We start from the raw sequence: 24,867 nt of genomic DNA on the forward strand, positions 1-24,867 counted from the left end.
AAGGACTTTTGACACAGCATGGAACACCATGAAACACTTGGGCAATTGGTATCCGAGCAACGGTGTTCTGGTTTGGTTTTCTGGTCAGTACTTTAGTCTATGGTAGTTTTGTTCCTTTACTAGCTCTCTTATCTTATGAAAAGCGCTATCAGATTCTGGTGGGTTGGTGTCGCTTTAATGTCTGGTGGTTAGGGGTGACCTGTGGTGTTCACTATGAAATCAAAGGCTTAGATAATATTCCGACCGACCATGCGGCTATTTTAATGGCGAATCATCAGTCAACTTGGGAGACTTTAGCCTTCGCGACAATTTTTCCGCCACTGACTTGGGTTCTAAAGCAAGAATTAATGAAAATTCCTTTTTTTGGTTGGGGTTTACGTTTAATTAAGCCTGTTGCGATTGATCGTTCAGCTGGGAAAAGTGCGGTCAATCAAGTCAAAAATCAGGGTAAAGAGCGCTTAGATGAAGGTATTTGGTTGGTAGTATTTCCAGAAGGGACTCGGGTTAAACCGGGCGTTAAGGCTCGCTATAAAATTGGTGGCGCAGTGATGGCTGTCGATAGTGAATATCCGGTTGTACCCGTAGCGCATAATGCAGGTGCTAGTTGGCCGCGCCATGCTTATATTAAAAAACCGGGCACGATTACAGTCAGTATTGGTGAACCCATTCCCACTGTTGGTAAACAGCCTGAAGTTTTAATGCAAGAAGTAGAAACTTGGATTGAAACTGAAAAAACGAAATTAGTTTTTCATTGACCTAAGGTTCAGCCAATTAATCTCATTAATTGACTGATGATTTAACGACAGAAATTTTACTGATTGCGCATATGATCCGCGGTGCGCGCAAATGCCATTTTTAAAGCACGATTCAACGGTGAATCCGTAATTTGCTCATCGAGAGCCTGATTCATACACAGCAACCATTGGTCACGCATCTGAGAGTCAATAGCGAAGGGCAAGTGGCGTGCTCTTAAGCGTGGATGACCATAAGCGTTTTCATATAAAGGTGGGCCACCCAGCCAACCCGATAGAAACATAAACAATTTATCGCGTGAACTTTGTAAGTTTTCTGGGTGAAGTTTACGCAATTCCCAAGTTTCAGGTTGGGTATCCATCAGGTCGTAGAAGCGGTCGACTAAGCGACGTACTCCGGTTTCACCGCCCAATAAATCATAATGGGGATTAGTTAAATCAGTCATAGCGTGGTTAAATATGCAGATATGAAAAAATTCATGAATTTAACACATGCTATCGGTATAATCCGCATCCTTAATTTTCTTTGAGTAATTAGTTGTGATCCAAAATCTCCGCAATATAGCGATTATTGCGCACGTTGACCACGGCAAGACAACGCTGGTGGACAAATTGCTTCAACAATCGGGTACGCTAGATGCGCGTGCTGAAGTTTCCGAACGTATGATGGACTCTAATGCGTTGGAAAAAGAACGCGGGATCACCATTCTTGCGAAGAATACAGCTATCCGTTGGACTAACCCTAAGGATGGCGTGACTTATCGGATTAATATCGTCGACACTCCCGGTCATGCTGACTTCGGTGGCGAAGTCGAGCGTGTATTGTCGATGGTTGATTCGGTGTTATTGCTGGTGGATGCGGTTGATGGCCCGATGCCACAAACTCGCTTCGTTACTCAGAAAGCTTTCTCTCACGGTCTGCGCCCTATTTTGGTCGTGAATAAAATTGACCGTCCCGGTGCACGCCCGCATTGGGTCATGGATCAAGTGTTCGAGCTATTCGATAATTTAGGTGCAAGTGATGCCCAGCTAGATTTCCCGGTGGTGTATGCCTCTGCGCTGAATGGTTTTGCTGGTATGGATGAAACCGTCAATAGTGGTGATATGACGGCACTATTTGAAACGATTCTTGAGCATGTACCAGCACCCGATGTCGATGTCGAAGCGCCTTTCCAATTACAGGTCAGTCAGCTCGACTATAATCCCTACATGGGTATTATCGGGATTGGTCGGATTAAGCAAGGCAAGATTAAAACCAACACTCCAATTAAAGCCATTGATATTAATGGCAATATTCGCAGTGGCCGTATCTTAAAAATTCTTGGTTTTAATGGTTTAGAGCGGGTTGAAGTTCCAGAAGCACAAGCGGGCGATATTATCGCTTTCTCTGGGATGGATGAGCTGTATATCTCGGATACTTTATGTGACCCGAATAATGTTGTCGCATTGCCGCCGTTAAAAGTGGATGAGCCAACCATTAGCATGATTTTCCAAGTGAATGATTCACCATTTGCTGGGAAAGAAGTGAAAACTGGCACGTCTTCACGCCGCTTGAAAGAGCGTTTAGAGCAAGAACTGCTGCATAACGTTGCATTACGGGTTGAGCCAACCGATGACCCTGAGAAATTTAAAGTATCTGGGCGTGGCGAGCTGCATTTAGGCATTTTGCTGGAAAATATGCGCCGTGAGGGCTATGAATTAGCGGTTTCGCGTCCACAAGTCATTATTCGCGAAGTCGATGGCGAGAAATTAGAGCCTTACGAAACCGTGACGGTTGACCTTGAAGAGCAACATCAAGGCAAAATCATGGAGGCTTTGGGCTTGCGTCGTGGCGATCTGAAGGATATGTCTCCTGATGGTAAAGGTCGTGTGCGTTTACAATATATCGTACCTTCCCGTGGTTTGATTGGTTTCCAAAGTGATTTCATGACCATGACTTCCGGCACTGGTTTGATGTATCACACTTTTGATCATTATGGTCCATATAAGCCAGGTTCAATCGGTCAACGCATCAATGGCGTATTGATTTCTAATGCGACCGGCAAAGCATTAGCTTATGCCATCTTCAACCTGCAAGAGCGTGGACGGATGTTCATTGGTCATGCGGAGGAAGTCTACGAAGGCATGGTGATTGGTATTCATAGCCGTGATAATGATTTGATTGTCAATCCGCTCAAGGCTAAGCAATTAACCAATATTCGTGCCGCCGGTACCGATGAGAACTTGATTCTAACTCCACCGATTCGCATGACTTTAGAACAAGCCCTCGAGTTCATTGATGATGATGAGTTAGTAGAAATCACTCCGCAAAGTATTCGCGTGCGTAAACGTCATTTATTAGAGCATGAGCGCAAACGTGCAAATAAATCAGTAGAAGTTGCTTAAGTTTTTAAGCGGTAAGTTGATTGAAGAAAGCCTGCGAAAGCAGGCTTTTTTATTTTGTAAGTAATAAATACTCCTGATATAGGGCTGGCCGCATAGCCTTGCTATACTATTTTAATCTATTTATTTAGGTAAACTTGTATGAAAAATTTAGTTCTCTACACCAATCCCCAATCACGTGGGCGCATAGCCCATTGGATGATGGAATAGTTAGCTGAGCCATATGAAACGGTATGGCTGGACTATGCAACTAGCATGCAGGGACTTGAGTATTTAGCGATTAACCCGATGGGCAAAGTACCTGCTTTAACGCATGGCAAGGCAGTGGTTACTGAAACTGCGGCGATTTGCGCCTATTTAGCGAGTCAATTTCCTGAAAAGCAGCTAATGCCTGCTAACTCAGAAGGCCAGGCAGCTTTTTTCCGCTGGTTATTTTTTTGCAGCAGGTCCTTTAGAGCAAGCGGTCACTGCAAAATCACAAAATTGGTCGGTTGCACCTGAGCAAGAAGGATTTCTAGGGTTTGGTAATTACAGCAAAACGATTAGGGCGTTAGCGAATGCTTTGCAGCTCAGCCCTTATATTGCGGGTGAACACTTTAGTGCAGCGGATGTTTATGTGGGGTCACATCTGAGTTGGGGGATACTATTTAATTCGATTGAAGCGCAGCCTGTCTTTGAGGATTATGTAGCACGTTTAACGCTGCGTCCAGCTTTCATTCGAGCGAATCAAATCAATAATCAGTACATGCAAACCCAAAAAGTTTAATACTTTGTTTGCGGTGCTAGTGCATCGGCCTAGCACCTCATTTTATACTGATTTACTTGCGATTTAACTGCGCACTCAATTGCTTAATATCATTTTCAGATAAAGTCCCTGCGGCTTGGCGCAATTGCAAAGTACTTAACAAATAGTTATAGCGGGCAGTTGCATAATCACGGCGGGCTGCAAATACATCGCGTAAGGCGGTGAGCACATCGACCGCAGTGCGCGTACCCACTTCAAAGCCTACTTTAGTCGCATCAGCAGCCGTTTCTGCAGCCGCTAAAGCACGTTGTTGAGCTTTAACTTGGCTAACAGCAGACTCAATGCTCAAATAAGCACTGCGTACTTGTTGTTCGATTAAGCGTTCTTGATAATCATATTCTTGCTGAGTTTGGCGGAACTGATGTTGAGCTTGACGAATTTTCGAGTCTTCCGCACCACCTTGATACAGCGGAATATTTAATTCCACTCCCATCTGTGCACCTAAAGCACGTGGATCTAGGGCTGAGCTACTGCTTTCAGTAATACTGCCCGTCTGGCGTGCATAAATATTTACCACGGGATTGCGTGCACTAGTCCGCTGAATTTCGATTTCTTTTTGTGCGACTTCAATCGCTTGGCGAGCCGCTTGTAGGGATTTACTAGAACGCTTTGCCATTTCTACCCACGCTTCCATACTTTGCGGCTTAGGAATGGTTAAGGCGAGATTTGGCTGTGCACCTAATAAATCTTTATACGATTTCCCGGTTAACACGCGCAAATTTTCGCGTGCAATATCCAAGTTTTCTTTGGCTGCGATCTCACCTGCCAGCGCAAGGTTATAGCGTGAATCGGCCTCTTTGACATCGGTAATCGCTGAACGCCCGACATCAAAGAAGGCTTGAGCTTGAGCTAATTGACGCTTGATGGCATTTTTTTCAGTACTGGCAACCTGCAGATTTTCTTTCGCTAATAAATACGAAAAATAAGGTTGAGCTACCCGCAAAATTAACGCTTGGCGCTGAGCATCTAGTTGCATGCCAGCTTGAACGATTTGGGAGTCGATCTTATCAATCTGTGCATCTAAAGCACGGTTATAGACTGACTTGGTGACACCTAGAGTATAAGTACTTGTGAAGCCATTACTATTTTTGGTAAGACCATCGTAAGGCGTGTACTGCTCACTAAAATTAGCGTTCGCATTAAAATTAACTTGTGGCTTTTTTGAAGCCAAAATTTGTGGCTTATTTTCTAAAGTCGCTAAATAGCTGCTTTCTTGAGATTTGAGTTGAGCATCATAGGTTTTGGCTTGCTGATAGACTTGAAGGAGTGTCTCTGCTTGAGCAGGAAGCACCCCTAATAGATTCGCTGCTATTATTGTCGTCAAAAATACTCTGTTCATGGTCTTTCCCATCTTAAATAGGCTATAAGCCCTATTGCTCAGCATTATAACGGTTTAGCACGGGTTTGGTTTGATCTTTAATAAATAGGTATTGAAGGATCGATTTCGCGGGCCCAACGGTCAATCCCTCCAGTGAGGTTAATGGCTTGGAAGCCTAAGCGCTCTAATAAATAGCAAGCATGTGCACTGCGAATACCGTGATGACAAATGACTACGATGGGTAAATCCTTACTTAGTTCATGTAAGCCATAATTAGTGAGCTGACTTAGAGGCACTAACTGTGAGTTTTCAAGATGCACAATTTGGTATTCCCAAGGCTCACGCACATCCAATAACTGCACTGCATGTGCTGCAGTGTTTAATTGTTGGGCTAAGTCTCGGGGTGTCCAATTTTGCATAATTAAAACTGAAACTGTGCGGTTGGTTCAGTGCCATCTAAGGCTTTAAGGACGGTTTCAAATAAAACTTGTCGATTAAATTGGCTATGATCTTCGCGGGTAATCACCATAGCTTGCATGGTTGGGGCAAGGCCCACAATCACAAATAAGCGTCCCCCAATCTTTAACCGTTGTTCAAACCCGGTGTGATACTGTGGGATAGAGCCAGTCACGGCAATCACATCATACTGTTTGCCGGGATTTCCCTCCCATCCGTAACCTGCATCATCGATATAAAGATTAAAATTGTTAATATCTACTGAATAAAGGTTTTTTTCCGCTTGTTGGGAGAGATCCGCATACACATCAACACTATCAACGTGTTTGCCCATGTGTGCGAGACATGCTGTAACAAAGCCACTGCCGGTGCCAATTTCAAGGCATTCGTCATTGGGCTGAACATCAAGGTCTTGTAGCATACGTGCCTCAATACGCGGAAACATCATAGATTCACCGTGCCCGAGTGGAATCTCAATGTCGGAAAACGCCAGATTCTGCCATTGCGCGGGAACGAATTTTTCGCGAGGAAGAAACCTGAAGGTATTTAAAACGGTCTGATTTAATACAGCCCAGGGACGAATCTGCTGCTCCACCATATTAGTGCGTGCCCGATCCAGATTCAGGTTCATTAGAAACTCCCTAATGATGCAAATAATGAGCCGTTTAGAGTACGTGTTCCCTGTTGAGGCTGCAAGTGATCAATGTACGAAAATAGTAATGCTTTAGCGAGGTGAATCATGAACTGGGTTAGCTCTGGGGGGGCTGGTCTATGGTTGGGCTTATTCTTGAGCGTTAGCACCGCAGACCAAGCCTTATTGCTGCCAAAAGTCCCTACTGTAGTAGTGACTCATGCAAATTTTGTAGCCTGCAAGGAACCACGCCCAGAAATCTGCTATGAAGTTTACGCGCCAGTCTGTGCGGTACGCAAAGTCCAAAGGCAATGTACTTTAGCACCTTGCTTAAATACAGAGCAGAAGACCTATGCCAATGATTGCCAAGCTTGTTCTGACCACAAAGTCCTTGGTTTTGCACAGGGTGGTGAGTGTTCATAGCTTTAAGAATCTAGGATCACTACTGAAACGCTCAGCAGTCTGTCTTAAGGCTGTGCAGTATTCAGTGCTTGTCGCTCAGCTTCATTAAGTAACTTGCGTAAATTCCGCAAAGTAGTTGCTTGGCTATTTGGTAGCTTCAAGGCTTGTTCAGCAGTTGCTACTGCATGTTTATACTCACCTAAGCGTAAGCTACGTGAAGCATGATAAAAGCTAGCTTCGGCGGGTTGATTCGCCTGTTGGGCTAAGCGCTGTGCGGCTTCGAAAAATTCTAAACCAGTGGTTTCAGTGAGACGCAATTTGCTCAGGGTCTGCATCGCCAGTGCAGTTTTATTTTGTCCTAACTGACTTTCCGCCAACACTAGATTTAAAGCAGCATTCGTAGACACCTGACCAGCAAAGCTTTGTAAGCGTTGCTCTGCTTCAGTATAGCGATTTAAATCATTCAAAGCTTGAGCTTGTAGGACAGTAGTAGTGACTGAACTAGTATTAAGCGTAGTGGCTGCAGTAGGATTACCTGAACGCCACCTTTGATAAGCTTGGGCATAATTAGCGGCGCTACCTTTGAGATTATTGGCTGTTAAAGGTGCTGCATTTTGCCCCGTAATAATTCTTAGCTTCTCACGGGCAAACACATAATCAAAACTATCTTGTGGTTTACGCTTAGGGAGTTGATTGACTAGGCTACGCGTATCGCTCAAACGATCAATTGACATCGGGTGTGTATATAAATATTTGGTGAGATCACCATACGTATTGCTTTCACTACGTTCTAACTTTTCTAAGAAATAGGGCATCGCTTCTGTATTAAAGCCTGTATTTGCTAGTGTTCTTAAACCCACTCGATCTGCCTCCGCTTCCGCCCGTTGGCTAAAGACAATCTGCTGATGCGCTTGCATAGCTAAAGTGCCAGTGACAATGGCTTGGGCAGCATCTGGGCTTTGGCTTGCGACCGCTGCACCTGCTAGAACGCCTAGACCCGTCATTAAGGGGCTATTTTTGCCTTCCTCCTGCATTCGAGCGAGATGCCGTTGCGACACATGCGCTATTTCGTGAGCCATGACGGCGGCTAATTCGCTTTCAGATTGGCTGCTAAGAATAAGACCAGAATTGATCACAATCACACCACCTGTGAGTGTATAGGCATTCACCACATTATTTTTTTCAATCATAAAATATAATTTGCCGCTATTAGGACTACGATTGGCGAGACGTTGGCCGAGTTGATTAATCCAATCCACTAAAGCTGGATCTTCAACGAACGGACGCCGACTACGTAACTCCCGTAATAAACTTAGGCCAGCTTGTTGTTCTTGCGCAGTGCCTAAGTCACCAGCACTACCAACAATATCGGGCATTTCAATTTCAGGAATTTTTAAATTTAAATCAGCGGCATAGCTCGAAGTGGTCAAGACAACGCTACTGGCTAAGAGAACCGTTAAGAGCATAAGTCGGTTTAACATGATGGTGATTACCTAGATCGCTCGTTTGTATCATTACACTATAGATGACACTGCATATTTAGTTGCAAGCGGCTAGCTTAGCAGTGGGGCTTGACTTGACAAAAAACACCTATTATTAGAATATTATTATAATTTAATGTTTTGTTTTTCAGAGAGTCTTATGTACGGAATTAGTGAAGTTGATGCAGCAGAATTGAAAAACATGCTCAATAATGGCGAAAAATTGCGCTTGGTGGATGTGCGTTCTGAAGCGGAATTTCAGCAAGGTATCATTGAAGGTGCAGAGTTTTTACCTTTGCATGTCTTGCCGCTACGCATGAATGAGTTAGCAGGCGATGAGAAAGTTGTACTTTATTGCCGTAGTGGAGCACGCTCTGCACAAGCTTGCATGTACCTAAAGCAAAATACCGGCATTGATGCAATTAACCTACGCGGTGGCATTATTGGCTGGTACCAGTCGGGTTATCAGATTGTACGTCCTGCCGCTTAAAGCCTTGGGTTTTAATAGGTAGCTTGGAGAGGAGGGTTTCCGCAGCTAGCATGATCGGAAGCTCAAGGTGGAAATAAGAGGAATGAGTTATGGCAAAGAAATTAGCAATTATTGCAACGAAAGGTACTTTAGATTGGGGGTATCCTCCTTTCATTTTGGCTTCAACAGCCGCTGCACTCGGCTATGATGTGAAAATTTTCTTCACATTTTATGGCCTGCAATTATTGAAAAAGGATATGAAGCTTGCAGTGACTTCTCTCGGTAATCCTGCGATGCCGATGCCATTTCCTGTTCCAGTCATCCTGCAAACTTTACCCGGTATGCAATCGATGATGACCACCATGATGAAAAAGCAAATGGCCGGCAAGGGTGTGGTTGACCTGAGTGAATTACGCGAGCTGTGTGTTGAAGCTGATGTTAAATTTATTGCCTGTCAGATGACGGTGGATTTATTTGACATGGAGTATTCTGAATTTATGGATGGGGTTGAATACGCGGGCGCCGCCTCTTTCTTAGAATTTGCTGGTGATTCAGATATTTGCTTATTTATCTGATCGGCCTGCATTAGTTTTATTGTATTAGAGATAAGAAGCCGGGCTTGATGTCCGGTTTTTCTTTTTTAGCAGTCTTGCTGTTAAAGTATCTAGCTAAATCTGATCTGGGGTTATTCATGCAAATTACGATTATTAGCGGTAGTCATCGTCACCATTCTGAAAGCGAAAAAGTCGCTAAGCATGTGCAAACCGTGTTAACTGCACGAGGCATTCATGCTGAGATTTTTAGTTTAGCGGGAAATCCTTTGCCTCTTTGGGATGAATCGATTTGGGACAATAATCCAGCATGGAACCAAATTTTAGCACCTTTGTCAGTCCAGCTAGCAGCAAGTGATGCTTTTGTCATCATCACGCCTGAATGGCATGGACAAGTGCCCGCAGGATTAAAGAATTTTTTCCTACTCTGGGGGCAAAACGAGCTTGCGCATAAGCCAGCATTAATTATTGCTGTGTCATCCTCGACGGGTGGGGCTTATCCTGTAGCTGAGCTGAGAATGAGTAGTTATAAAAATAATCGTATTTGCTACCTTCCAGAGCATATTATTATACGTCAGGTTACCAACGTGTTGAATGAAGACGCCAGTACCAATGACCCAACAACTGATACTTATTATCGTAAGCGGATTGATTGGGCTTTAGGCATTTTAGAGCGTTATGCACAAGCCTTAGCACCTGTTAGAGCAGCAGACGGTTTATTTAATGAAGAATTTCGCAATGGGATGTAAACCATTGATTGCAGAGGCCTAGTTATGCTAAAAGCAGGTAAAACCCCTCAAATAGTGCTGAATAAGATCGGGAAATTTGATTATTTCCATGATGAGCATCATGCAGTACGGCGCAATGAAATTCGCTGGCTGGTTGAGGAATTTACCGAAATTCCCATTGCCCATTTGCCGCCTTCTTTAGAAGGTTTCACCATTGTGCAATTGACTGATCTGCATTTACGCCCTTTTACGCAATTAGAGCATATTGAACGTGCCGTGGTGCGTACCAATTTACTCAAGCCAGATTTAGTGGTTTTAACCGGTGATTATGTCTGGCATGACGAGCAAGATATTTTAGATTTAGCCCCAGCACTAGCTAAATTAAATGCACGCTTCGGTTTATTCGCGGTCTTAGGTAATCACGATATCAAAGCGAATGCTGCTTTAATTACCCAAGCTTTTGAGCGCAATGGTATTAAAGTACTGTGTAATCAAGGTTTGGATATTCAAGTTGGATATGATTGCTTGCATTTAGCGGGAATTGATGATGGTTGGCTCGGCAAGCCGGATATTAAGGCCACGTTAGCTGGGCATCGGGGTAAGATACCCGTTGTGCTGTTGGCGCACGAGCCGGATATGATTGATTGGTACGCAGATGATACAAGAATTTCACTGCAGCTTTCAGGCCATACGCATGGTGGGCAAGTACAGGTAAAGCCGGGGAAACCTTTTATCCGACCTTATTTGGGTAAAAAGTATGTTCAGGGTTTGTATCGGGTCAATCAGTCTTGGGTGTATACCAGTCGTGGTCTTGGGACAACTGGCTTACCGATAAGACGCAATTGTGCTCCAGAAATTACGCATCTCACTTTGGTGAGTGGGCCGACAACTACCATCCAGACAGCGGCTTGATGCGCTTGTCCGAAGAACCTTTGTGAGCGACAGGGGTTTCTTTAGACTGAGCATTAACCTTAATGGTCATGGTGCGAGTCAGCCAGAATCTGTCGGTAGATAGCAGTCTTAGATTATTCGTGGGCTTGCTAATGTGATTAGCTGACCTTTAAAAAACATAAATAAAAATAGATAAAGAGCGACGCGCGTGAATACGTCAGATCCAAACCAAGTTAATCCAGGTCGCGACCTGTCAGGCCTGAAGGTACTCATCATCGACGACAGCAAAACCATCTTGCGAACTGCAGAGGCTTTGCTATCTGAATGCCAATGCTGGGTAACAACCGCTTCTGATGGTTTTGAAGCCTTACCAATCATTGCTACCTTTAAGCCAGACGTCGTCTTCGTAGATATTATGATGCCGCGTTTAGATGGTTATCAGACTTGTGCCCTCATTAAAGCCAATCGTAATTATCGAGACATTCCAGTGATTATGCTTTCTAGTAAGGATGGTCTATTCGATTTAGCACGGGGGCGTTTGGCGGGTTCTGATAAGTATCTAACCAAGCCATTTACTCGCCAAGATTTGCTATCCACAATTTACAGTCATGTGCTGCCACATCTCCACGCTACTAAAGAGAAAGCTGGGGATGCAGCCACTACGCGGGAGTAGTCAAGAGTGGCCAAGCACGTGCTGATTATTGATGATTCTTTGACAGAGACTCGAGTTTTCAAGTCCCTGCTAGAACATCATGGTTATAAGGTCAGCATTGCATGTAATGGGCAAGAGGGTATTGAGGTTGCACGTGTTTGCAATCCAGATCTAATTTTAATGGATGTTGTTATGCCCTTAGTGAATGGGTTTCAGGCAACCCGTGAATTGAGTCGAAATCCAGATACTAAGCATATACCTATTATTGTATGCAGCTCTAAAGACACTGAAACAGATCGACTGTGGGCGCTACGGCAGGGTGCTAAGTCTTATCTGATTAAGCCGGTTAAATTACCGCTGCTTTTGGAGACAATCAATAAGTACTTGGCTGAAGGGTGAGATATGGCCAGTCCTTATGAGTTGCTGATTGGTTTGGCTTTATTAAGAGAGAGAAAGCGCCAGCTTGAGGCAGATCAACAACAAGGGCCGATTCAAGCGTGGTCAGCGTTAGTAGTAAAAATAGGCTCTTGGCGCTGTGTAATGCGTCAAGATGAAGTCGATGAAGTAATAGCACCCAGTAAGTTAACTAAAGTGCTAGGTACACCGAATTGGATGCTAGGTATTGGTTACTTTCGTAATCAGTTACTGAATGTTTTAGATGGGCGTATGTTGTTTCTCGGCCGTTCCAACGGTTCGGTCAATCAGTTATCAGCACGTATCTTAGTTGTACAAGGGCAAGAAGAATGGTTTGGGATTAAGGTGGACGAACTGATTGGAATTCGGCACATTTGGTCTGATAGTGCTGAAATCAAAGCCCTAACTGACAAATTAAGTATTTGGCGTTCTTTTGCGACTCAATGCATTGTAATGAATGGCGAAGTAATGCCGATCTTACAGGCAAGAGCTTTGATGCGTGGTTTAGAGCAGCAGTGTTCACCTGAACTCTCCGCTGTAGCAGTTTAATGAGCGAGCTTGAATATAAGAATTAAGAACAAATGAATCATTCAATGCAACTCTCAAATATCTTTTTTACTGGAAAAATGATTTGGGTTCCGATTGGCCTGCTGTTATTTAGCATCGTCGGCATGATCATTTTTTTTCTAGTCGCTTCATCTTGGTTTGATTATCAACAGACCATGCACATTGGCATTTTAGGCTGCTTTATTATTCTCTTGAATATTCTCTGGGTCACTTATCTGTTTTACCGCTTTTATACCCAACAAACCGCTTGGAGTAAGGTGGAGTCAGAACAGCAAGAGTCGATTATGTGTTTACTCGATGAAATGAGCACTCTAGCAGAAGGTGATTTAACTATTCGTGCTACTGTGTCAGAAAATATTACGGGTGCAGTGGCTGACTCAGTAAATTATGCAGTTGATGCACTGCGCGAACTGGTTATTAAAATCGATGATACCTCTGGGCGGTTGACACGTTTTGCACAAATTGCCGATAAGCGCATTTCACAGTTGTCTCAAGCCAGTACTCGGCAGTCTGAAGAAATTTCCATGGCATCTTCAGCGATTGCGGCGATGACCCATTCGATTCATAAGGTTTCGCGTAATGCCGCAGCCTCTACTGAAGTTGCACGGAAATCGCTGGAAATTTCTCAAGCTGGTGCGCACACAGTACGCAGTGCTATGAGCGACATGGTAACGGTACGTGAACAAATTCAAGCCACCTCTAAACGAATTAAGCGTCTGGGCGAAACCTCACAAGAGGTAGGCGATATTGTGCGTCTGATGAATGATATTGCTGAGCAAACCAATATCTTAGCTTTAAATGCTTCTATTCAAACCTCATCGATGTCTGGGGGGAGGCGCAGTTTTGAGCGTGTGACCGATGAAGTCCAACAATTGGCACAGCGTTCAGCCGAAGCGAGCCGCAAGATTGATTTATTAGTACGTGCAATTCAAACCGACACTCAAGAAGCAATTGCCTCGATGGAGCAAACTACTGCTCGTGTGGTGACCAGCTCGCGGAATGCTGAGTCAGCAGGAGCGGCTTTGGATGAAGTTGAAGAGGTTTCTACTAGTTTAGCACGCTTGATCGCGAATATTTCTGATGCTTCCTTTAAGCAAGCGGATATGGCGACACGAGTTACCAGTACCATGCAATCAATTCAGGAAGGTACTCTACAAACTGAACAGTTTAGTAAAGAAACCACCGAACTTGTTGCTAACTTGAACGAAACTGCGAATGAATTACGGCGTTCGATTGCCGACTTTACTTTGAATAAAGCCGGGTCGACCAAGTAGAAGGCAGAAAATGATGAGCAATAATAATGATTATAAAAAAATGCACAGACGTATGGGGGCGCAAGTCGCATGATTTCTGATAAATCGAGTCTAGCTAGTCGTCTGGGATGGGTACTCGGAGAAACTGAGAAAGTCTTAACCGAAACACGTCAATCATTTTCTACCTATGTGAGCGATACAGCTCTACCTAGTTTAGAGGCAGCTATTGGCAAAGCACGGCATGTCTTAGGTGTACTAGATATTCTAGATACCGAAGGCGCTTATATGTTGGGGCGTGAAATCGTCCTGTTGATGGAGGCGATCCGCCAAGAAAAAGTTAAGCACTGGCAAGAAGCCTGCACGATTACAGCGGATGGCTTGTTACAGCTTTCTGAATATTTGAAGCATTTGCGTGATGGCTATGCAGATTTGCCCGTGATTGTCTTGCCTATGATGAATAACTTGCGAGCTGCACGTGAAGCTGAGTTATTGTCTGAGCATTTGGTGTTCCTTCCAGCCGAAGGGGTGGTCACAAATGAGCAAATCGGTACTGATAAATATCTGTCTTTGCCGGCTGATAAATTAGATCAAGCCACTAAACGCTTACGTTTTTATATGCAAAAGGCGTTACTAGGCTGGTTTAACAATGATCGGCCTGCCTTCCATTTACAGGCCGCACGTAAAGTGGCTGTCAACATGATTACTCTGCATGAAAAAGAACGCTTGCGTGCTTTATGGTGGGTGACGAGTAGTTTATTGCAAGCCTTAGAGGAAAATAAGCTGGAAGACAGTGCTGCTGTTAAATTACTAATGGGGCGTATGGAGCGGGAAATTCGGCGCTTTGGTGATTTGCAAGAAACAGCCTATAACGCATCTTTACCTGACGAGCTACTAAAAAACCTACTGTATTACGTGGGGTTAGCTGAAGAAAGTGACGGTACTTTAGCTGCGGTGAAACAGGCTTATCATCTTGATTTGTATTTGCCTAAAGGTAGTACTCTTCAAGAGTTGCGCACTTATTATACTAAACCGGGTCGCGAACTCTGGCAGGCTGTTTCCGCCTCATTACAAGATGAGTTAGCTTTATTAATGTCACAAGTAGAAAGCTTGGGGCTGCGTGAACATCCGACGGCTCTACTCGGCGACATAGCGAAACGTACGGGTAGTTTAGCACAAACCTTAGGCATGTTAGGTTTAGGTACAGTGGCGGATCTCACTGATAAAATTGCTACTGAGCAACAGACGGTGGTCGCTGCTGATACACAGGTAAGCTCGGAGTTTTTAGAGCGCATGAGCGAGCACTACATTAAGTTGGAAAGTGTTCTGCGTGAATATGCTGAGACTGGCTATGATCTTACCGAAGAAATTTTCTTTGGAGAGGGGCAAAGTGGTAGTGAGTTGGGTGCAGCCCGTGAGGTTGTTCGCACTGCTTTAAGCTCTTTGGCTAAGGCTCAATCAGAATTAGCCGCTTTCCATCAAGAAGAAGGTAATTTTGCGCGTTTGGATGAGATTTCCAAGATACTACGTAATATTTCTGGAACTTTAGAGATTCTAAATCATCAAGAAGTACAGCCATTGGCTCAGGGTATAAAAGCTTATTTAGCTAAAGATCTGCAAGCTTCTAAGCGTAAACCTGCTGTAGAAGAAATCCACTGTGTTGCGGATATTATGACACTGCTGGAGGCAGCTCTATCTTGCATGAGTAATAATGAGGATCATTTACCTCTCTTACCAGTTGGCTTTGGCAAATTGCAGGAGTTAGATACTTACACTAAACTTGACCTAGTCCATGAGTCAGATTTGATACAAGCACAAGCTGAGTTCGATTATAAAAAAAAAGCGAAACAGCAAACCCCATCAACTCTTTACCAGAAGCTACGCAATCAGCGCCTGCTGACCGAGGTTTAGAGCTAACTGAACCGAATACCAAGCCCGTAACCTTAGAACCACCAAAAACTAACCACAGCAGTACGGGTTTATATGACTCGTCAACTTTACGTGAGAAAGTTGGCGACGACATTTACGAAATCTTCGTTGAAGAAATCACAGAAATCCAAGCGAATTTCCAAGAGTGGATTCCTAGTTGGATTGGACAACGCACACTTTCTGAATCCTTAAAAGAAATTCGCCGCGGCTATCACACTTGTAAAGGTAGTGGGCGCATGGCGGGTGCTTTAGCCCTAGGTGATTATGCTTGGGCATATGAACGCATGCTCAATCAGGTTTTAGAGAAAACTCTGCCTATCAATGATCGCTTATGTAATCTATTAAATCAGTCTACGCAATACCTAACTAAGCGCTTAGATTTCTTCTTAACCGCTGTGCAAATCGACGATGACGCCAAGGCTGAAATCAAAAAGGTTGAAGATTTCATCCGTGATCCAAATATGATGGTCAATGCTGATCCAGATTTGTTGCTATTTGACTCTATTATTCAACTGGAATCTAAAGATCCAGCGAATGAAAAAGAGCAGATAGTTTCTGAAATTGCCAATTCAGATTTTATTATTAAGGCAGACGAGGTAGTCGATGAAACACTATCAGCTCACCTAGAATATGATGATAATTTCTTAAGTACCAGCATTGATGATGGATCAGAGTCTAGCTTCTTAATAGCTGTTGATGCTAGCGCAGTTGATGAGGCCATACCCAACTTACCATTAGAGTTATTAGATAAATCAATAGAGTCAGAGCCTACAGCTACCCACAATCTAGATACCTTAGCGTGGCTCACACCGACTAATCCAAATGAATCTATTCCAGAGACGATAGAGACTGCTCCAATAGCTTTAGATACCTTTGATGATCAAAATGAAAATCAATTGGTCTGGGATTTGTTTCGTGAGGAGTTACCTGAGCAGTTGCAGAAGCTTGATCAATGGCTGCAGGTGTTGAATGCTAAGCCTACAGATTGGGAGGTCAGACGCTCTTTAGAGCGCGAGTTGCATACCTTGAAAGGCGGAGCACGCATGGCGCGCTTAATGGATTTAGGTGATTTAGCACATCAGTCGGAAACCTTATTAGAGAAATTAGGGCGGCATGCTAGCCCGGAAGAAGTAAAGGCTAAATTCCGCGTCTTACAAGATTTAGTGGATCAAATTAACAGCTTGGCCGAACATTATATGGCTTTGGATACGATGCCAACTGAGCAGAGTCCAGCTAAATTAGTGTCGACATTAGTTCAGCCAGATCAAACTGAGTCAGCTATAACATCGGCCGCTACTAAACTTGAGTCAACTAAACTACACACTTCGACTCCGGTAGAGTCACTGTCTAAAGCAGATGATACTCAAAGCCCCGACGCTTACTTGAATGCACCAAAACTTAGTGCGCCTGTTAAAACTTATGACAGCCTGCTAGAGCGTTTACTGGCTGAGAAAGCACAGACACTACCGGACTTGACGGTGTTGACTGATAAAAAGTCTGAAACCAAACAAGCTACACCTAGTTTAAATGAGGATGCCAATTCAGCCCTTGCTCAAGAGCAAATTCGTCTGCCTGCCGTTTTCTTAGATAAGATGATTGATCGAGCTGGCAGTTTGAACATGCAACAAAATGCTCTCAGCGAGCGCTTACAGATTATGACCGATGATGTAAGCGAATTTAGTCGTACTGCCGCACGTTTAAAGCAGTTGTTACGCTCTTTAGAGTTAGAGACAGAAGCACAAATTCATGCAGGTTATCGCCAGTCAGTCGCTGCGCAAAATAAAGGTGCCGATTTTGACCCACTGGAAATGGATCAGTATTCCGAGCTACAACGTCTGTCCCGTGCTTTGGCAGAAAGCTTAAATGACTTAGTGAATATCGAGGCTGACTTAGGAGTACAACTGCGCAATAGCAGTATGGTACTAAAAGATGCACTCAGCTCGAGCCGCTACTTGCACCAAGATTTATTGGAAACTCGCTTAGTAGAAGCAATGGTGATTGTGCCACGCTTAAAGCGAATTGTACGCCAGACCTCGACTGAGCTAGGGCGTGAAGTCAATTTAGACATTGACGGTGAAGCTTTTAAGCTAGACCGTCATTTATTACAGCGCATGACAGCACCGATTGAACACTTGTTACGCAATGCTGTTTCGCATGGGATCGAGACACCGCAAGAGCGGACAGTTGTAGGCAAGCCACTACAGGGACAAATAACCTTAAAAGTCTTCCGTGAAGATACAGAAATCATTTTCCAAGTCCAAGATGATGGACGTGGCTTAAATCGTAAGCGCTTAAGGGCTAAAGCTGAAGAACTCGGTTTAGTTAAGCCGCAAGATACCCTCTCTGATCAAGATACCATGCGTTTAATTCTACGCCCTGGTTTCTCGACCGCTAGTTCCTTAAGCCAAATTTCTGGGCGCGGGGTAGGTATGGATGTGGTGAGTTCTGAAGTGAAGGCTTTGGGTGGGCATCTACAAATCATCTCCACGGAAGGGCAGGGAACTTTATTTACTATGCGTTTACCCTTTGCGATGGCTGCCAATCCGGTTCTATTTGTGGGGACACAGAGCCAGACCTATGCACTACCCTTGGGCTATATACAGGGCTTAACACGTTTAGACTTGAACAAAGTACGTGAACATCTGGATCAAGCCGATAAATATATCGCCTTTAATGGACAGGACTATGTAGTACGCTATTTAGGGGCTGTTTTAGAGCCGGGTACGCAATTAGTCTTACAGGATGATCATGTTTATCCTGTAATTTTTGTGCGTACCAGTGGCAGTCATTGTATTGCATGGATTGTGGATAAAATTTTTGGGCGGCGTGAGGTCGTTTTACAGTCGTTAGGTAGGTTGTTCAAAGAAAGTCGTTTCTATTCTTCTGCAACGATTACCAGTGATGGTGAAGTAGTACTTTTACCAGATATGGCTGATTTGGCCTTACGTGTTAGTGGTTCAGCTAATCCTGCTCAGACAAGTGAGTCAATTTTTGTCACTCCTACTCCAGAACGCCATGAACGCCCACATATTTTAGTGGTGGATGATTCTATCACCGTACGTAAAGTCACCGAAAAGCTGTTAATTAGTGAAAATATGTTGGTAGGTACGGCTAAAGACGGTTTGGAGGCACTAGAAATTGTAGAAAAATTCGATCCTGATTTAATCCTCATGGATATCGAAATGCCACGTATGGATGGATTTGAAGTGCTAGAAACAGTTCGCCAGAACCCTGTTTGGAATCATGTGCCTATTATTATGATTAGTTCGCGTACTGCTGAAAAACATCAGCAGCGTGCTGAACAGTTAGGTGCAAATAGTTTCTTAGGCAAACCGTATCAAAATCAAGAGCTAATGGCTTTGATTCGGCGTTACTTAGCATTAAATCCTAATTGGACTGAGGAGATGGCCGCATGAATAGTAAAAAACCCATGATTAAATGTGCGGTCTTGCGCTTACAACATGGTAGTTTGATTGTGCCATTTAATTTGATTGCTGAAATGGTCACCGTTGATCATTTAGAAAACTCGGATATGCCGGGGATTTTGGGTTGGCTAAGTTGGCTGAATCGTCCCGTGCCGGTTGTTTCATTGGAGTCGCTGTGTTTGTTAGGTGAGGGGAATATTGAAACGGCTAGTAACTGCTTAATTCTACACACAGTATCAGACTGTGAGGATTTACCTTTTATTGCTTTGCAAGTACAAGGCGGCTTACAAACGGTTGAGATCAGCGAAGACACTTTGCGTGATGATTATAGTGGTAACACTCAACGCTGCCCCTATGTCGCACGCCAAGTACGGATTTCGCAATTAGTCTGTTTAATTCCAGATTTACCTGCGCTAGAGGCTTCGGTAGTAGAGATTTTGGCTTATACCTGATTCACTAATAACACTGACATGACTAAAGCCAGTACTACAACAATCACAAAGGCGGATTTCACGGGGCTGGCTTTGGTTTGTTGCTCCATATAGGCCACACGCTCAGCAGCATTACGCATGATTTCTATCCGTGATTTTACATGGAAAGTTTCTGCTTTCTCAAAGACGGCATTCCCACCACGTAAATTAATCAAGGGGATCAAAATATTAATATTAATATGCGCCATGATGGCATTTTGTGTTGGGCTATCAAAGTTAATCAGCATCGGTGGTTTGAACATAAACATCTGATCAATCACCGCCGCTTTCATTTGATCTTGAGCTTGACTAATCACAGTACGATTATGCTTAAGAGCACGCTCCAGTTCTTCAAGGCTAGCACTCATGGGTGGAGTACCCGTTTGGACATAGTAATCTTTGCCTAAGATATTAACTTTAAGAGTGCCCACATAATTAGAAGGTTGGGGCGCATTATCCTTTTTCTCGTCGCTCATACTCGTGACAAGCCTGCCCTATACTATTTTTAGTATCAATATTTAGCGCAGTTAACGTACCACCCCACACGCAGCCTGTATCTAGCGCTATAAAATCATGCTCCTGATAATACCCTAAAGTTGACCAGTGCCCAAAGCAAATTGTATAAGGAATAGGCAGACGACTAGGATATCGAAACCAAGGTATTAATTCTGGTTGAGACTGACTAACTGTTATAGGGTTCAATTTTTGTTGAAACTCTAAACTTGCATCTGGCAAGCAATAGCGCATCCGCGTAAAAGCATTGAGACTGTAACGGTCTTGTTCTTCCTGAGTATGACACGCGCGCCAAGCAGTCGGTTTATTACCATAAGCCAGCTCTAGCCAAGCTTTTGGATTTTCTTGCTGTAAAGCTTGTTCTAAACGACGCGCTTGAGTTTGTGCAGTCGCTAAATCCCATTCGGGGGAAATCCCCGCGTGAACTAAAATTGCTTGTTTTGCTTCATCAACATGCATAAAAGGGCGTTGGCGTAGCCAATCAATTAATTCGAATAAATCAGGCGCATCCATTAATTTGCGCAAGCTTTTATGTGGTTCTAACAAGCCATAAGCGGCAGCAATCAAGCTAATATCATGATTGCCTAATACACTAATTGCAGCATTTTCTAAAGAAAGCGAGCGCACAAAGCGCAGCGTTTCTAAAGAATGTTTACCTCGATTGACTAAATCACCTGCAAACCAAAGTTGATCTTGCTTGGGGTTGAAACGAATTTTGTCCAATAGGCGTCGCAAAGGTTCATAGCAACCTTGAATATCACCAATAACGTAAGTGCCCATTATCGAATTCTTAATAATTAAAGGTAGAAATGAAAAAGGCGCTACTGAGCAGCGCCTTCTTGCTTAAGAGACAGCTAAATTATTCGCTGCTGCCCAAGCTCATCAAGAACTGGACAATATACCAGAAAATTAAGGCAACGCTTGAGAACAAACCTAAAGACGCTGCGACATATTGTTCGCTATTATATTCATGGATAATTTGTGAAGTTTGATAGAGCATCACTACACCCGCAAAAATCACCATTGCACCAAAGAATACTAAGCCTAAACTAAAGCCGAAGATAATGCTGGCTAAGATTAAACCTAAAGCTACAAAGCCACCAACTGTGATGAACGGGGCTAGGAATGAGAAGTTCTTTTTAGTACTAAAGGCTGTAAAGGTAATCCCACCTGCAAGCATTAAGGTCATTAAGCCAGCACTCAATAGAACGTTTGAGCCAGTGGCAGCAGTAAATTTTAGTGCCATATAAATCAGCGGCATAAAGACAATTGCTTCAGCCACCACAAATAGACCTAAACCCGCATATTGCATGCCACGGGAAATGGCTGAATGTGCCCAACGATCAGCGATATAGGACACACCCATAAATAAAGCCATTACTACTAGCCATGACCATTTACTACCACTGAGCATGCCGACGAAGGATTCAGCGACACCAGAGCGAATCAATAAGGCTTCCAAAATCGTGAAAGCTAAAATAGCACCTCCCAAATGTAGATAGGTGCGACGGATAAAGCCAGCGCGTTCGGCTTCCGAAGCCTGTGCGACGACTAAACCAGTTCCTGTATCAAAATAAGCCATGTCTACTCCTTTAACTGTTGCCAATAGTTATTCTACTAAAATTATCAAAGACATTATTACAAGCGAATTTCCATTGCGCTAATTCCCATACCTGATAATGTCTGTTTCCAACGGTTAGCTATGTTTGGATCGTTGGTAGGGCCTAAACGTACCCGATACCAACGCTCACCTTTAATTTCCGTCGCTTCCACACGGGTATTTAAACCTTTCTGACTCGCTAGGCGTTGAATCTGATTGGCTTGCGCCTCAGATTTATAAGCACCGAGTTGGTACATCAACTTGCCACCTGTGGTGGCTGACTTTTCGATAGTAGCGACTTGCTCTGGCTTAGATGCTTCAATTTCAGCAAGTTTTTCTTTCGGTACAGGTTTTTTTTCTTCAGTTGATATTTTAGTAGTCGCTCCATCGGGATTATCTTCATGTATACTAATAGGCACTGACATTTCCAATTGTGGCAAGACTGCATGGTAGCTAAAGCCCGGACGATTATCTGTATTCGCTGGCTTATCTGCTAGGCTATTTAAAGCGTTGGCGTTGTTGGGTGTTGTGCTAGCCAGCGTGGGCGTTTGGCTAGTACCCGGCGCAGCTGCTGACACCACAGGTGTATTCGGACTCATTAATACATAAACTACTGCACCTGCTAATAAGCCGACCGCAATCCCACCTAAAACCCAGCTAATCCCATATTGTGAAGAAGCAGTGGCCTCTGTTATTTTGAAATCTTTAGTCATGATCATAATTAATCCATTAGTGGCGCAGTGAACTTACGCAATCCTGAGGTTTAGTTAATGTATTGTGGCAAAAAGTCCATCCAGCATTATGATAATTCTACAGGATCTATGTCTATAGACCAGCGAATGCTTTTTTGGTTTGGGCTGTTTTTTTCTTGGCTAGTTAAATAAGTTAAACAAATATGACGTAAATGACGGTTTTCTGCTTGAACCAACAGTTGTGCTCGATAGCGCTCTGCACGTTTTTCTAAGGGAGCAGGTACTGGTCCCATAATAGATACCCCTGTTTGGCTTGGAATCACTGCACGTAACTGCTCAAGATGCTGCAAAGCTTGCTCCATTTCAGCGGCTTCTGCGCGAATCAAAGCTTGGTAACTAAATGGTGGAAATTGCCAACGTTTACGTTCTTCAATTAATTGCTGCGCAAAAGCTAAATATCCACTTTGGAGTAAAGTGAGCAACATCGGATGCTGCGGCTGGGTGGTTTGTAAGATGACATGCCCCGGTTTGTCACTACGTCCTGAACGTCCAGCTACTTGCGTGAGCAATTGCCCGAAACGCTCCAAAGCGTGGTATTCCGAGCTTAACAAGGCTGCATCTACATCTAAAATAACTACGAGGGTTAAATTGGGAAAGTCATGCCCCTTTGCCAACATTTGTGTACCCACTAGTAGCAAGCGGTCAGTGGTACGTACAGTTTCTAAATGCCGCTCGAGTGCGCCTTTCCGACTAGTGGTATCTCGATCAATTCTCACAATGGGTGTTTCAGGAAAATATTGTTGTAAAACTAGCTCAATCCGTTCCGTGCCATGCCCTTGAGTCATCAACTGTGGATGATTGCAAGCAGGGCAGTGTGATTCTGCGTGTTCATCCGTGCCACAATGATGGCAAATTACGCGGCTCTTACGGGCATGATAAGTCATATTTGCACTACAAGCGGGGCAGTGTGCTAACCAACCACAGGCTGGGCACAGCAACATCGGCGCAAAGCCCCGCCGATTAATAAACAGCATCGCTTGCTCATTACGCTCTAAGGTGCGCTCTAGCGCTTGCAAGGTCAGCTTACTTAGACCTGAGTGCAAATGCTGTCCGCGAATATCTTGTACTTCTAAGCTTGGTTGGCGTGCTTTTCCCGGACGCTGTTCGAGGCGGAAATAGTGATAACGTCCCTGCTCAGCATTATGCAAAGTTTCTAAAGAAGGCGTGGCAGTACCCATTAAAATCGGAATATTCAGCATCTGCGCGCGCTTAATGGCTAAATCGCGGCCATGATAGCGAAAGCCTTCCTGCTGCTTCAAGGAGGTATCATGCTCTTCGTCAATGATGATCAGCCCTAAATGAGCAAAGGCTGTAAATACTGCTGAGCGTGTACCAATCACAATATCTGCTTGTCCGGAGCGCGCTTCCATCCATGCTTGCAGGCGTTCAGTGTCATTTAAGCCTGAATGTAAACAGCTAATGCGCTGCTCAGGGAAATGGTCTGTGAAGCGTTGTACTAATTGTGGGGTTAGACCAATTTCGGGAACGAGAATGAGAGTTTGTTTATGGCTAGCCAAAGCGTCTTCAATCAGGCGCAAATAGATTTCAGTTTTGCCGCTACCCGTCACTCCATGGAGCAAAGTCGGTTGGGGGTTAGGTGCTTTTATCCAAATCCGACATTGTTCAAGGCAGGTGTTTTGTTGCTGGCTGAGTTCAAGTTTAGGTGTCACTGTTCCCAAATAAGGTAAGCCAGCTTGTGACAGACTGAGCTGTTCTTGAACTAAGCCTTTGTCTATCAAGGCAGCTAATACTTGGCGCCACCCATCGCCTACATGGGTATGAATCGTACTAGCTGAACAGGGAACATTTTGCTGAATCAGCCACTGATACAAATCTGCTTGACGTTTAGCGCGCTTAAGTTGACTACTCGCTGCCGATTTATGGAGCGCTTGCCAAGTCATGGTTTGAGGTAACGGTTTGCCATCACGCAAGGCATTAGGGAGTGCAGTAAACACCACCTCACCAATCGTATGCTGATAATAGCGTGTAGCCCATTGAATAAGCTCTAGTAAATGAGCATCCAATAAAGGCTCTCGATCCAATAAGGTCTTAATCGCTTTGAGTTTGTATTGGTTAATTGCCTGTTCATCTGCTAAGCCTAAGACCACGCCAATACTACTACCATGCCCTAAGGGCACTGAGACGCGACAGCCTAAAAGGTCGATAGGGTTAGTAGTTGGATGAACATAAGTCAGTAAAGTCCGCAGCGGCCGAGGGACAGCGATGAGTAGTTTTGCTTCCATTAGCTTATTTTACAGGATTGCCTACGCTGTAGCGGAATATATTTTTTGGTGCATACCTTTGTGTCAAAACGATGACAAATCCTTGCTGTATAAAGAAAATTAAGGGTTATGCACAGAACCTGTGGATAAGTCTGTGGGTATCTTGCGGATAGTCTTTTGCACCGTAGGAGTATCATAGGTGTTAAC

25 protein-coding genes and 1 pseudogene are annotated in these 24,867 nt (G+C 44.0%); 16 read left to right on the forward strand and 10 right to left on the reverse strand.

Annotation, left to right across the window (positions count from 1 at the left end; translation table 11 throughout):
* Window positions 1–62 precede the first annotated feature (62 nt).
* Window positions 63–755, forward strand: a complete 693-nt coding sequence (locus tag Q0307_RS17080; protein ID WP_298662266.1) for a 1-acyl-sn-glycerol-3-phosphate acyltransferase — start codon at window positions 63–65, stop codon at window positions 753–755.
* A gap of 56 nt (window positions 756–811) precedes the next feature.
* Here Q0307_RS17080 and Q0307_RS17085 read toward each other — a convergent pair whose 3' ends face one another.
* Window positions 812–1,198: a group II truncated hemoglobin gene (locus Q0307_RS17085; RefSeq protein ID WP_298662267.1), complete on the reverse strand. Its 387-nt coding sequence runs from the start codon at window positions 1,196–1,198 to the stop codon at window positions 812–814.
* A 94-nt stretch (window positions 1,199–1,292) separates the two neighbouring features.
* Here Q0307_RS17085 and typA point away from each other — a divergent pair, with 94 nt between their 5' ends.
* The 3 genes and pseudogenes from typA to Q0307_RS17095 all read left to right on the forward strand — a co-directional run bounded on the left by typA (window position 1,293) and on the right by Q0307_RS17095 (window position 3,900).
* Window positions 1,293–3,137, forward strand: a complete 1,845-nt coding sequence (gene typA / locus Q0307_RS17090; protein WP_298662268.1) for a translational GTPase TypA — start codon at window positions 1,293–1,295, stop codon at window positions 3,135–3,137.
* 228 nt (window positions 3,138–3,365) lie between these two features.
* Window positions 3,366–3,635, forward strand: a pseudogene (locus Q0307_RS19110) (glutathione S-transferase N-terminal domain-containing protein); the annotation flags it as partial.
* A gap of 61 nt (window positions 3,636–3,696) precedes the next feature.
* The gene (locus Q0307_RS17095) at window positions 3,697–3,900 is read left to right on the forward strand and encodes a hypothetical protein (protein WP_298662269.1); all 204 of its coding nucleotides are present in this window, start codon (window positions 3,697–3,699) and stop codon (window positions 3,898–3,900) included.
* Window positions 3,901–3,952: 52 nt separating this feature from the next.
* Here the strand turns inward: Q0307_RS17095 and Q0307_RS17100 are convergent, their stop codons facing one another.
* From Q0307_RS17100 to Q0307_RS17110, 3 genes are all read right to left on the reverse strand, one after another.
* Window positions 3,953–5,278, reverse strand: coding sequence for a TolC family outer membrane protein (locus Q0307_RS17100; protein WP_298662270.1), 1,326 nt, complete (start codon window positions 5,276–5,278; stop codon window positions 3,953–3,955).
* A gap of 77 nt (window positions 5,279–5,355) precedes the next feature.
* Window positions 5,356–5,676: a rhodanese-like domain-containing protein gene (locus Q0307_RS17105; RefSeq protein WP_298662271.1), complete on the reverse strand. Its 321-nt coding sequence runs from the start codon at window positions 5,674–5,676 to the stop codon at window positions 5,356–5,358.
* A 2-nt stretch (window positions 5,677–5,678) separates the two neighbouring features.
* Complete coding sequence (locus Q0307_RS17110) at window positions 5,679–6,344, reverse strand: protein-L-isoaspartate O-methyltransferase (RefSeq protein ID WP_298662273.1); 666 nt, start codon at window positions 6,342–6,344, stop codon at window positions 5,679–5,681.
* Between the two features lie 108 nt (window positions 6,345–6,452).
* Here Q0307_RS17110 and Q0307_RS17115 point away from each other — a divergent pair, with 108 nt between their 5' ends.
* Window positions 6,453–6,767, forward strand: a complete 315-nt coding sequence (locus Q0307_RS17115) for a hypothetical protein (RefSeq protein WP_298662275.1) — start codon at window positions 6,453–6,455, stop codon at window positions 6,765–6,767.
* A gap of 44 nt (window positions 6,768–6,811) precedes the next feature.
* On the opposite strand, the gene Q0307_RS17120 is transcribed toward Q0307_RS17115, so the two are convergent.
* Window positions 6,812–8,227 carry a M48 family metalloprotease gene (locus Q0307_RS17120; RefSeq protein ID WP_298662277.1) on the reverse strand — a complete coding sequence of 472 codons (1,416 nt, stop codon included), beginning with the start codon at window positions 8,225–8,227 and terminating at the stop codon, window positions 6,812–6,814.
* 160 nt (window positions 8,228–8,387) lie between these two features.
* On the opposite strand from Q0307_RS17120, the gene Q0307_RS17125 reads away from it, so the two are divergent.
* The 11 genes from Q0307_RS17125 to Q0307_RS17175 all read left to right on the forward strand — a co-directional run bounded on the left by Q0307_RS17125 (window position 8,388) and on the right by Q0307_RS17175 (window position 19,555).
* Window positions 8,388–8,717 carry a rhodanese-like domain-containing protein gene (locus Q0307_RS17125; protein WP_298662279.1) on the forward strand — a complete coding sequence of 110 codons (330 nt, stop codon included), beginning with the start codon at window positions 8,388–8,390 and terminating at the stop codon, window positions 8,715–8,717.
* Window positions 8,718–8,806: 89 nt separating this feature from the next.
* The gene (locus Q0307_RS17130; protein WP_298662280.1) at window positions 8,807–9,271 is read left to right on the forward strand and encodes a DsrE/DsrF/DrsH-like family protein; all 465 of its coding nucleotides are present in this window, start codon (window positions 8,807–8,809) and stop codon (window positions 9,269–9,271) included.
* 116 nt (window positions 9,272–9,387) lie between these two features.
* Window positions 9,388–9,996, forward strand: a complete 609-nt coding sequence (locus Q0307_RS17135) for an NAD(P)H-dependent oxidoreductase (protein WP_298662282.1) — start codon at window positions 9,388–9,390, stop codon at window positions 9,994–9,996.
* A gap of 24 nt (window positions 9,997–10,020) precedes the next feature.
* Window positions 10,021–10,887: a metallophosphoesterase gene (locus tag Q0307_RS17140; protein WP_298662284.1), complete on the forward strand. Its 867-nt coding sequence runs from the start codon at window positions 10,021–10,023 to the stop codon at window positions 10,885–10,887.
* A gap of 187 nt (window positions 10,888–11,074) precedes the next feature.
* Window positions 11,075–11,539 (forward strand): response regulator, encoded by a 465-nt coding sequence (locus tag Q0307_RS17145; RefSeq protein ID WP_366936792.1) that lies wholly within the window; start codon window positions 11,075–11,077, stop codon window positions 11,537–11,539.
* Between the two features lie 6 nt (window positions 11,540–11,545).
* On the forward strand, window positions 11,546–11,917 hold the full coding sequence (locus tag Q0307_RS17150; protein WP_298662286.1) for a response regulator: 372 nt from the start codon (window positions 11,546–11,548) through the stop codon (window positions 11,915–11,917).
* Between the two features lie 3 nt (window positions 11,918–11,920).
* Window positions 11,921–12,481, forward strand: coding sequence for a chemotaxis protein CheW (locus tag Q0307_RS17155; RefSeq protein ID WP_298662287.1), 561 nt, complete (start codon window positions 11,921–11,923; stop codon window positions 12,479–12,481).
* 44 nt (window positions 12,482–12,525) lie between these two features.
* The gene (locus tag Q0307_RS17160; protein ID WP_298662288.1) at window positions 12,526–13,773 is read left to right on the forward strand and encodes a methyl-accepting chemotaxis protein; all 1,248 of its coding nucleotides are present in this window, start codon (window positions 12,526–12,528) and stop codon (window positions 13,771–13,773) included.
* Window positions 13,774–13,842: 69 nt separating this feature from the next.
* Entirely contained in the window at window positions 13,843–15,660 is a 1,818-nt protein-coding gene (locus tag Q0307_RS17165) for a hypothetical protein (RefSeq protein ID WP_298662289.1), read from the forward strand.
* 119 nt (window positions 15,661–15,779) lie between these two features.
* Window positions 15,780–19,094: a response regulator gene (locus Q0307_RS17170; RefSeq protein ID WP_298662387.1), complete on the forward strand. Its 3,315-nt coding sequence runs from the start codon at window positions 15,780–15,782 to the stop codon at window positions 19,092–19,094.
* Complete coding sequence (locus Q0307_RS17175; RefSeq protein ID WP_298662291.1) at window positions 19,091–19,555, forward strand: chemotaxis protein CheW; 465 nt, start codon at window positions 19,091–19,093, stop codon at window positions 19,553–19,555. The genes Q0307_RS17170 and Q0307_RS17175 overlap by 4 nt, the downstream gene beginning before the upstream one ends.
* On the opposite strand, the gene Q0307_RS17180 is transcribed toward Q0307_RS17175, so the two are convergent.
* From Q0307_RS17180 to Q0307_RS17200, 5 genes are all read right to left on the reverse strand, one after another.
* Window positions 19,546–20,049, reverse strand: a complete 504-nt coding sequence (locus Q0307_RS17180; RefSeq protein WP_298662292.1) for a hypothetical protein — start codon at window positions 20,047–20,049, stop codon at window positions 19,546–19,548. The two genes, Q0307_RS17175 and Q0307_RS17180, sit on opposite strands and share 10 nt — an antisense overlap.
* Entirely contained in the window at window positions 20,027–20,866 is an 840-nt protein-coding gene (locus Q0307_RS17185) for a symmetrical bis(5'-nucleosyl)-tetraphosphatase (RefSeq protein WP_298662293.1), read from the reverse strand. The genes Q0307_RS17180 and Q0307_RS17185 overlap by 23 nt, the downstream gene beginning before the upstream one ends.
* A 79-nt stretch (window positions 20,867–20,945) precedes the next feature.
* Entirely contained in the window at window positions 20,946–21,668 is a 723-nt protein-coding gene (locus Q0307_RS17190; protein WP_298662294.1) for a Bax inhibitor-1 family protein, read from the reverse strand.
* A 56-nt stretch (window positions 21,669–21,724) separates the two neighbouring features.
* Entirely contained in the window at window positions 21,725–22,399 is a 675-nt protein-coding gene (locus tag Q0307_RS17195; protein ID WP_298662296.1) for an SPOR domain-containing protein, read from the reverse strand.
* An 86-nt stretch (window positions 22,400–22,485) separates the two neighbouring features.
* Window positions 22,486–24,681, reverse strand: coding sequence for a primosomal protein N' (locus Q0307_RS17200; protein ID WP_298662300.1), 2,196 nt, complete (start codon window positions 24,679–24,681; stop codon window positions 22,486–22,488).
* Window positions 24,682–24,867 lie beyond the last annotated feature (186 nt).

It is taken from the genome of uncultured Thiothrix sp. (assembly GCF_937873765.1).
Lineage (GTDB): Bacteria > Pseudomonadota > Gammaproteobacteria > Thiotrichales > Thiotrichaceae > Thiolinea.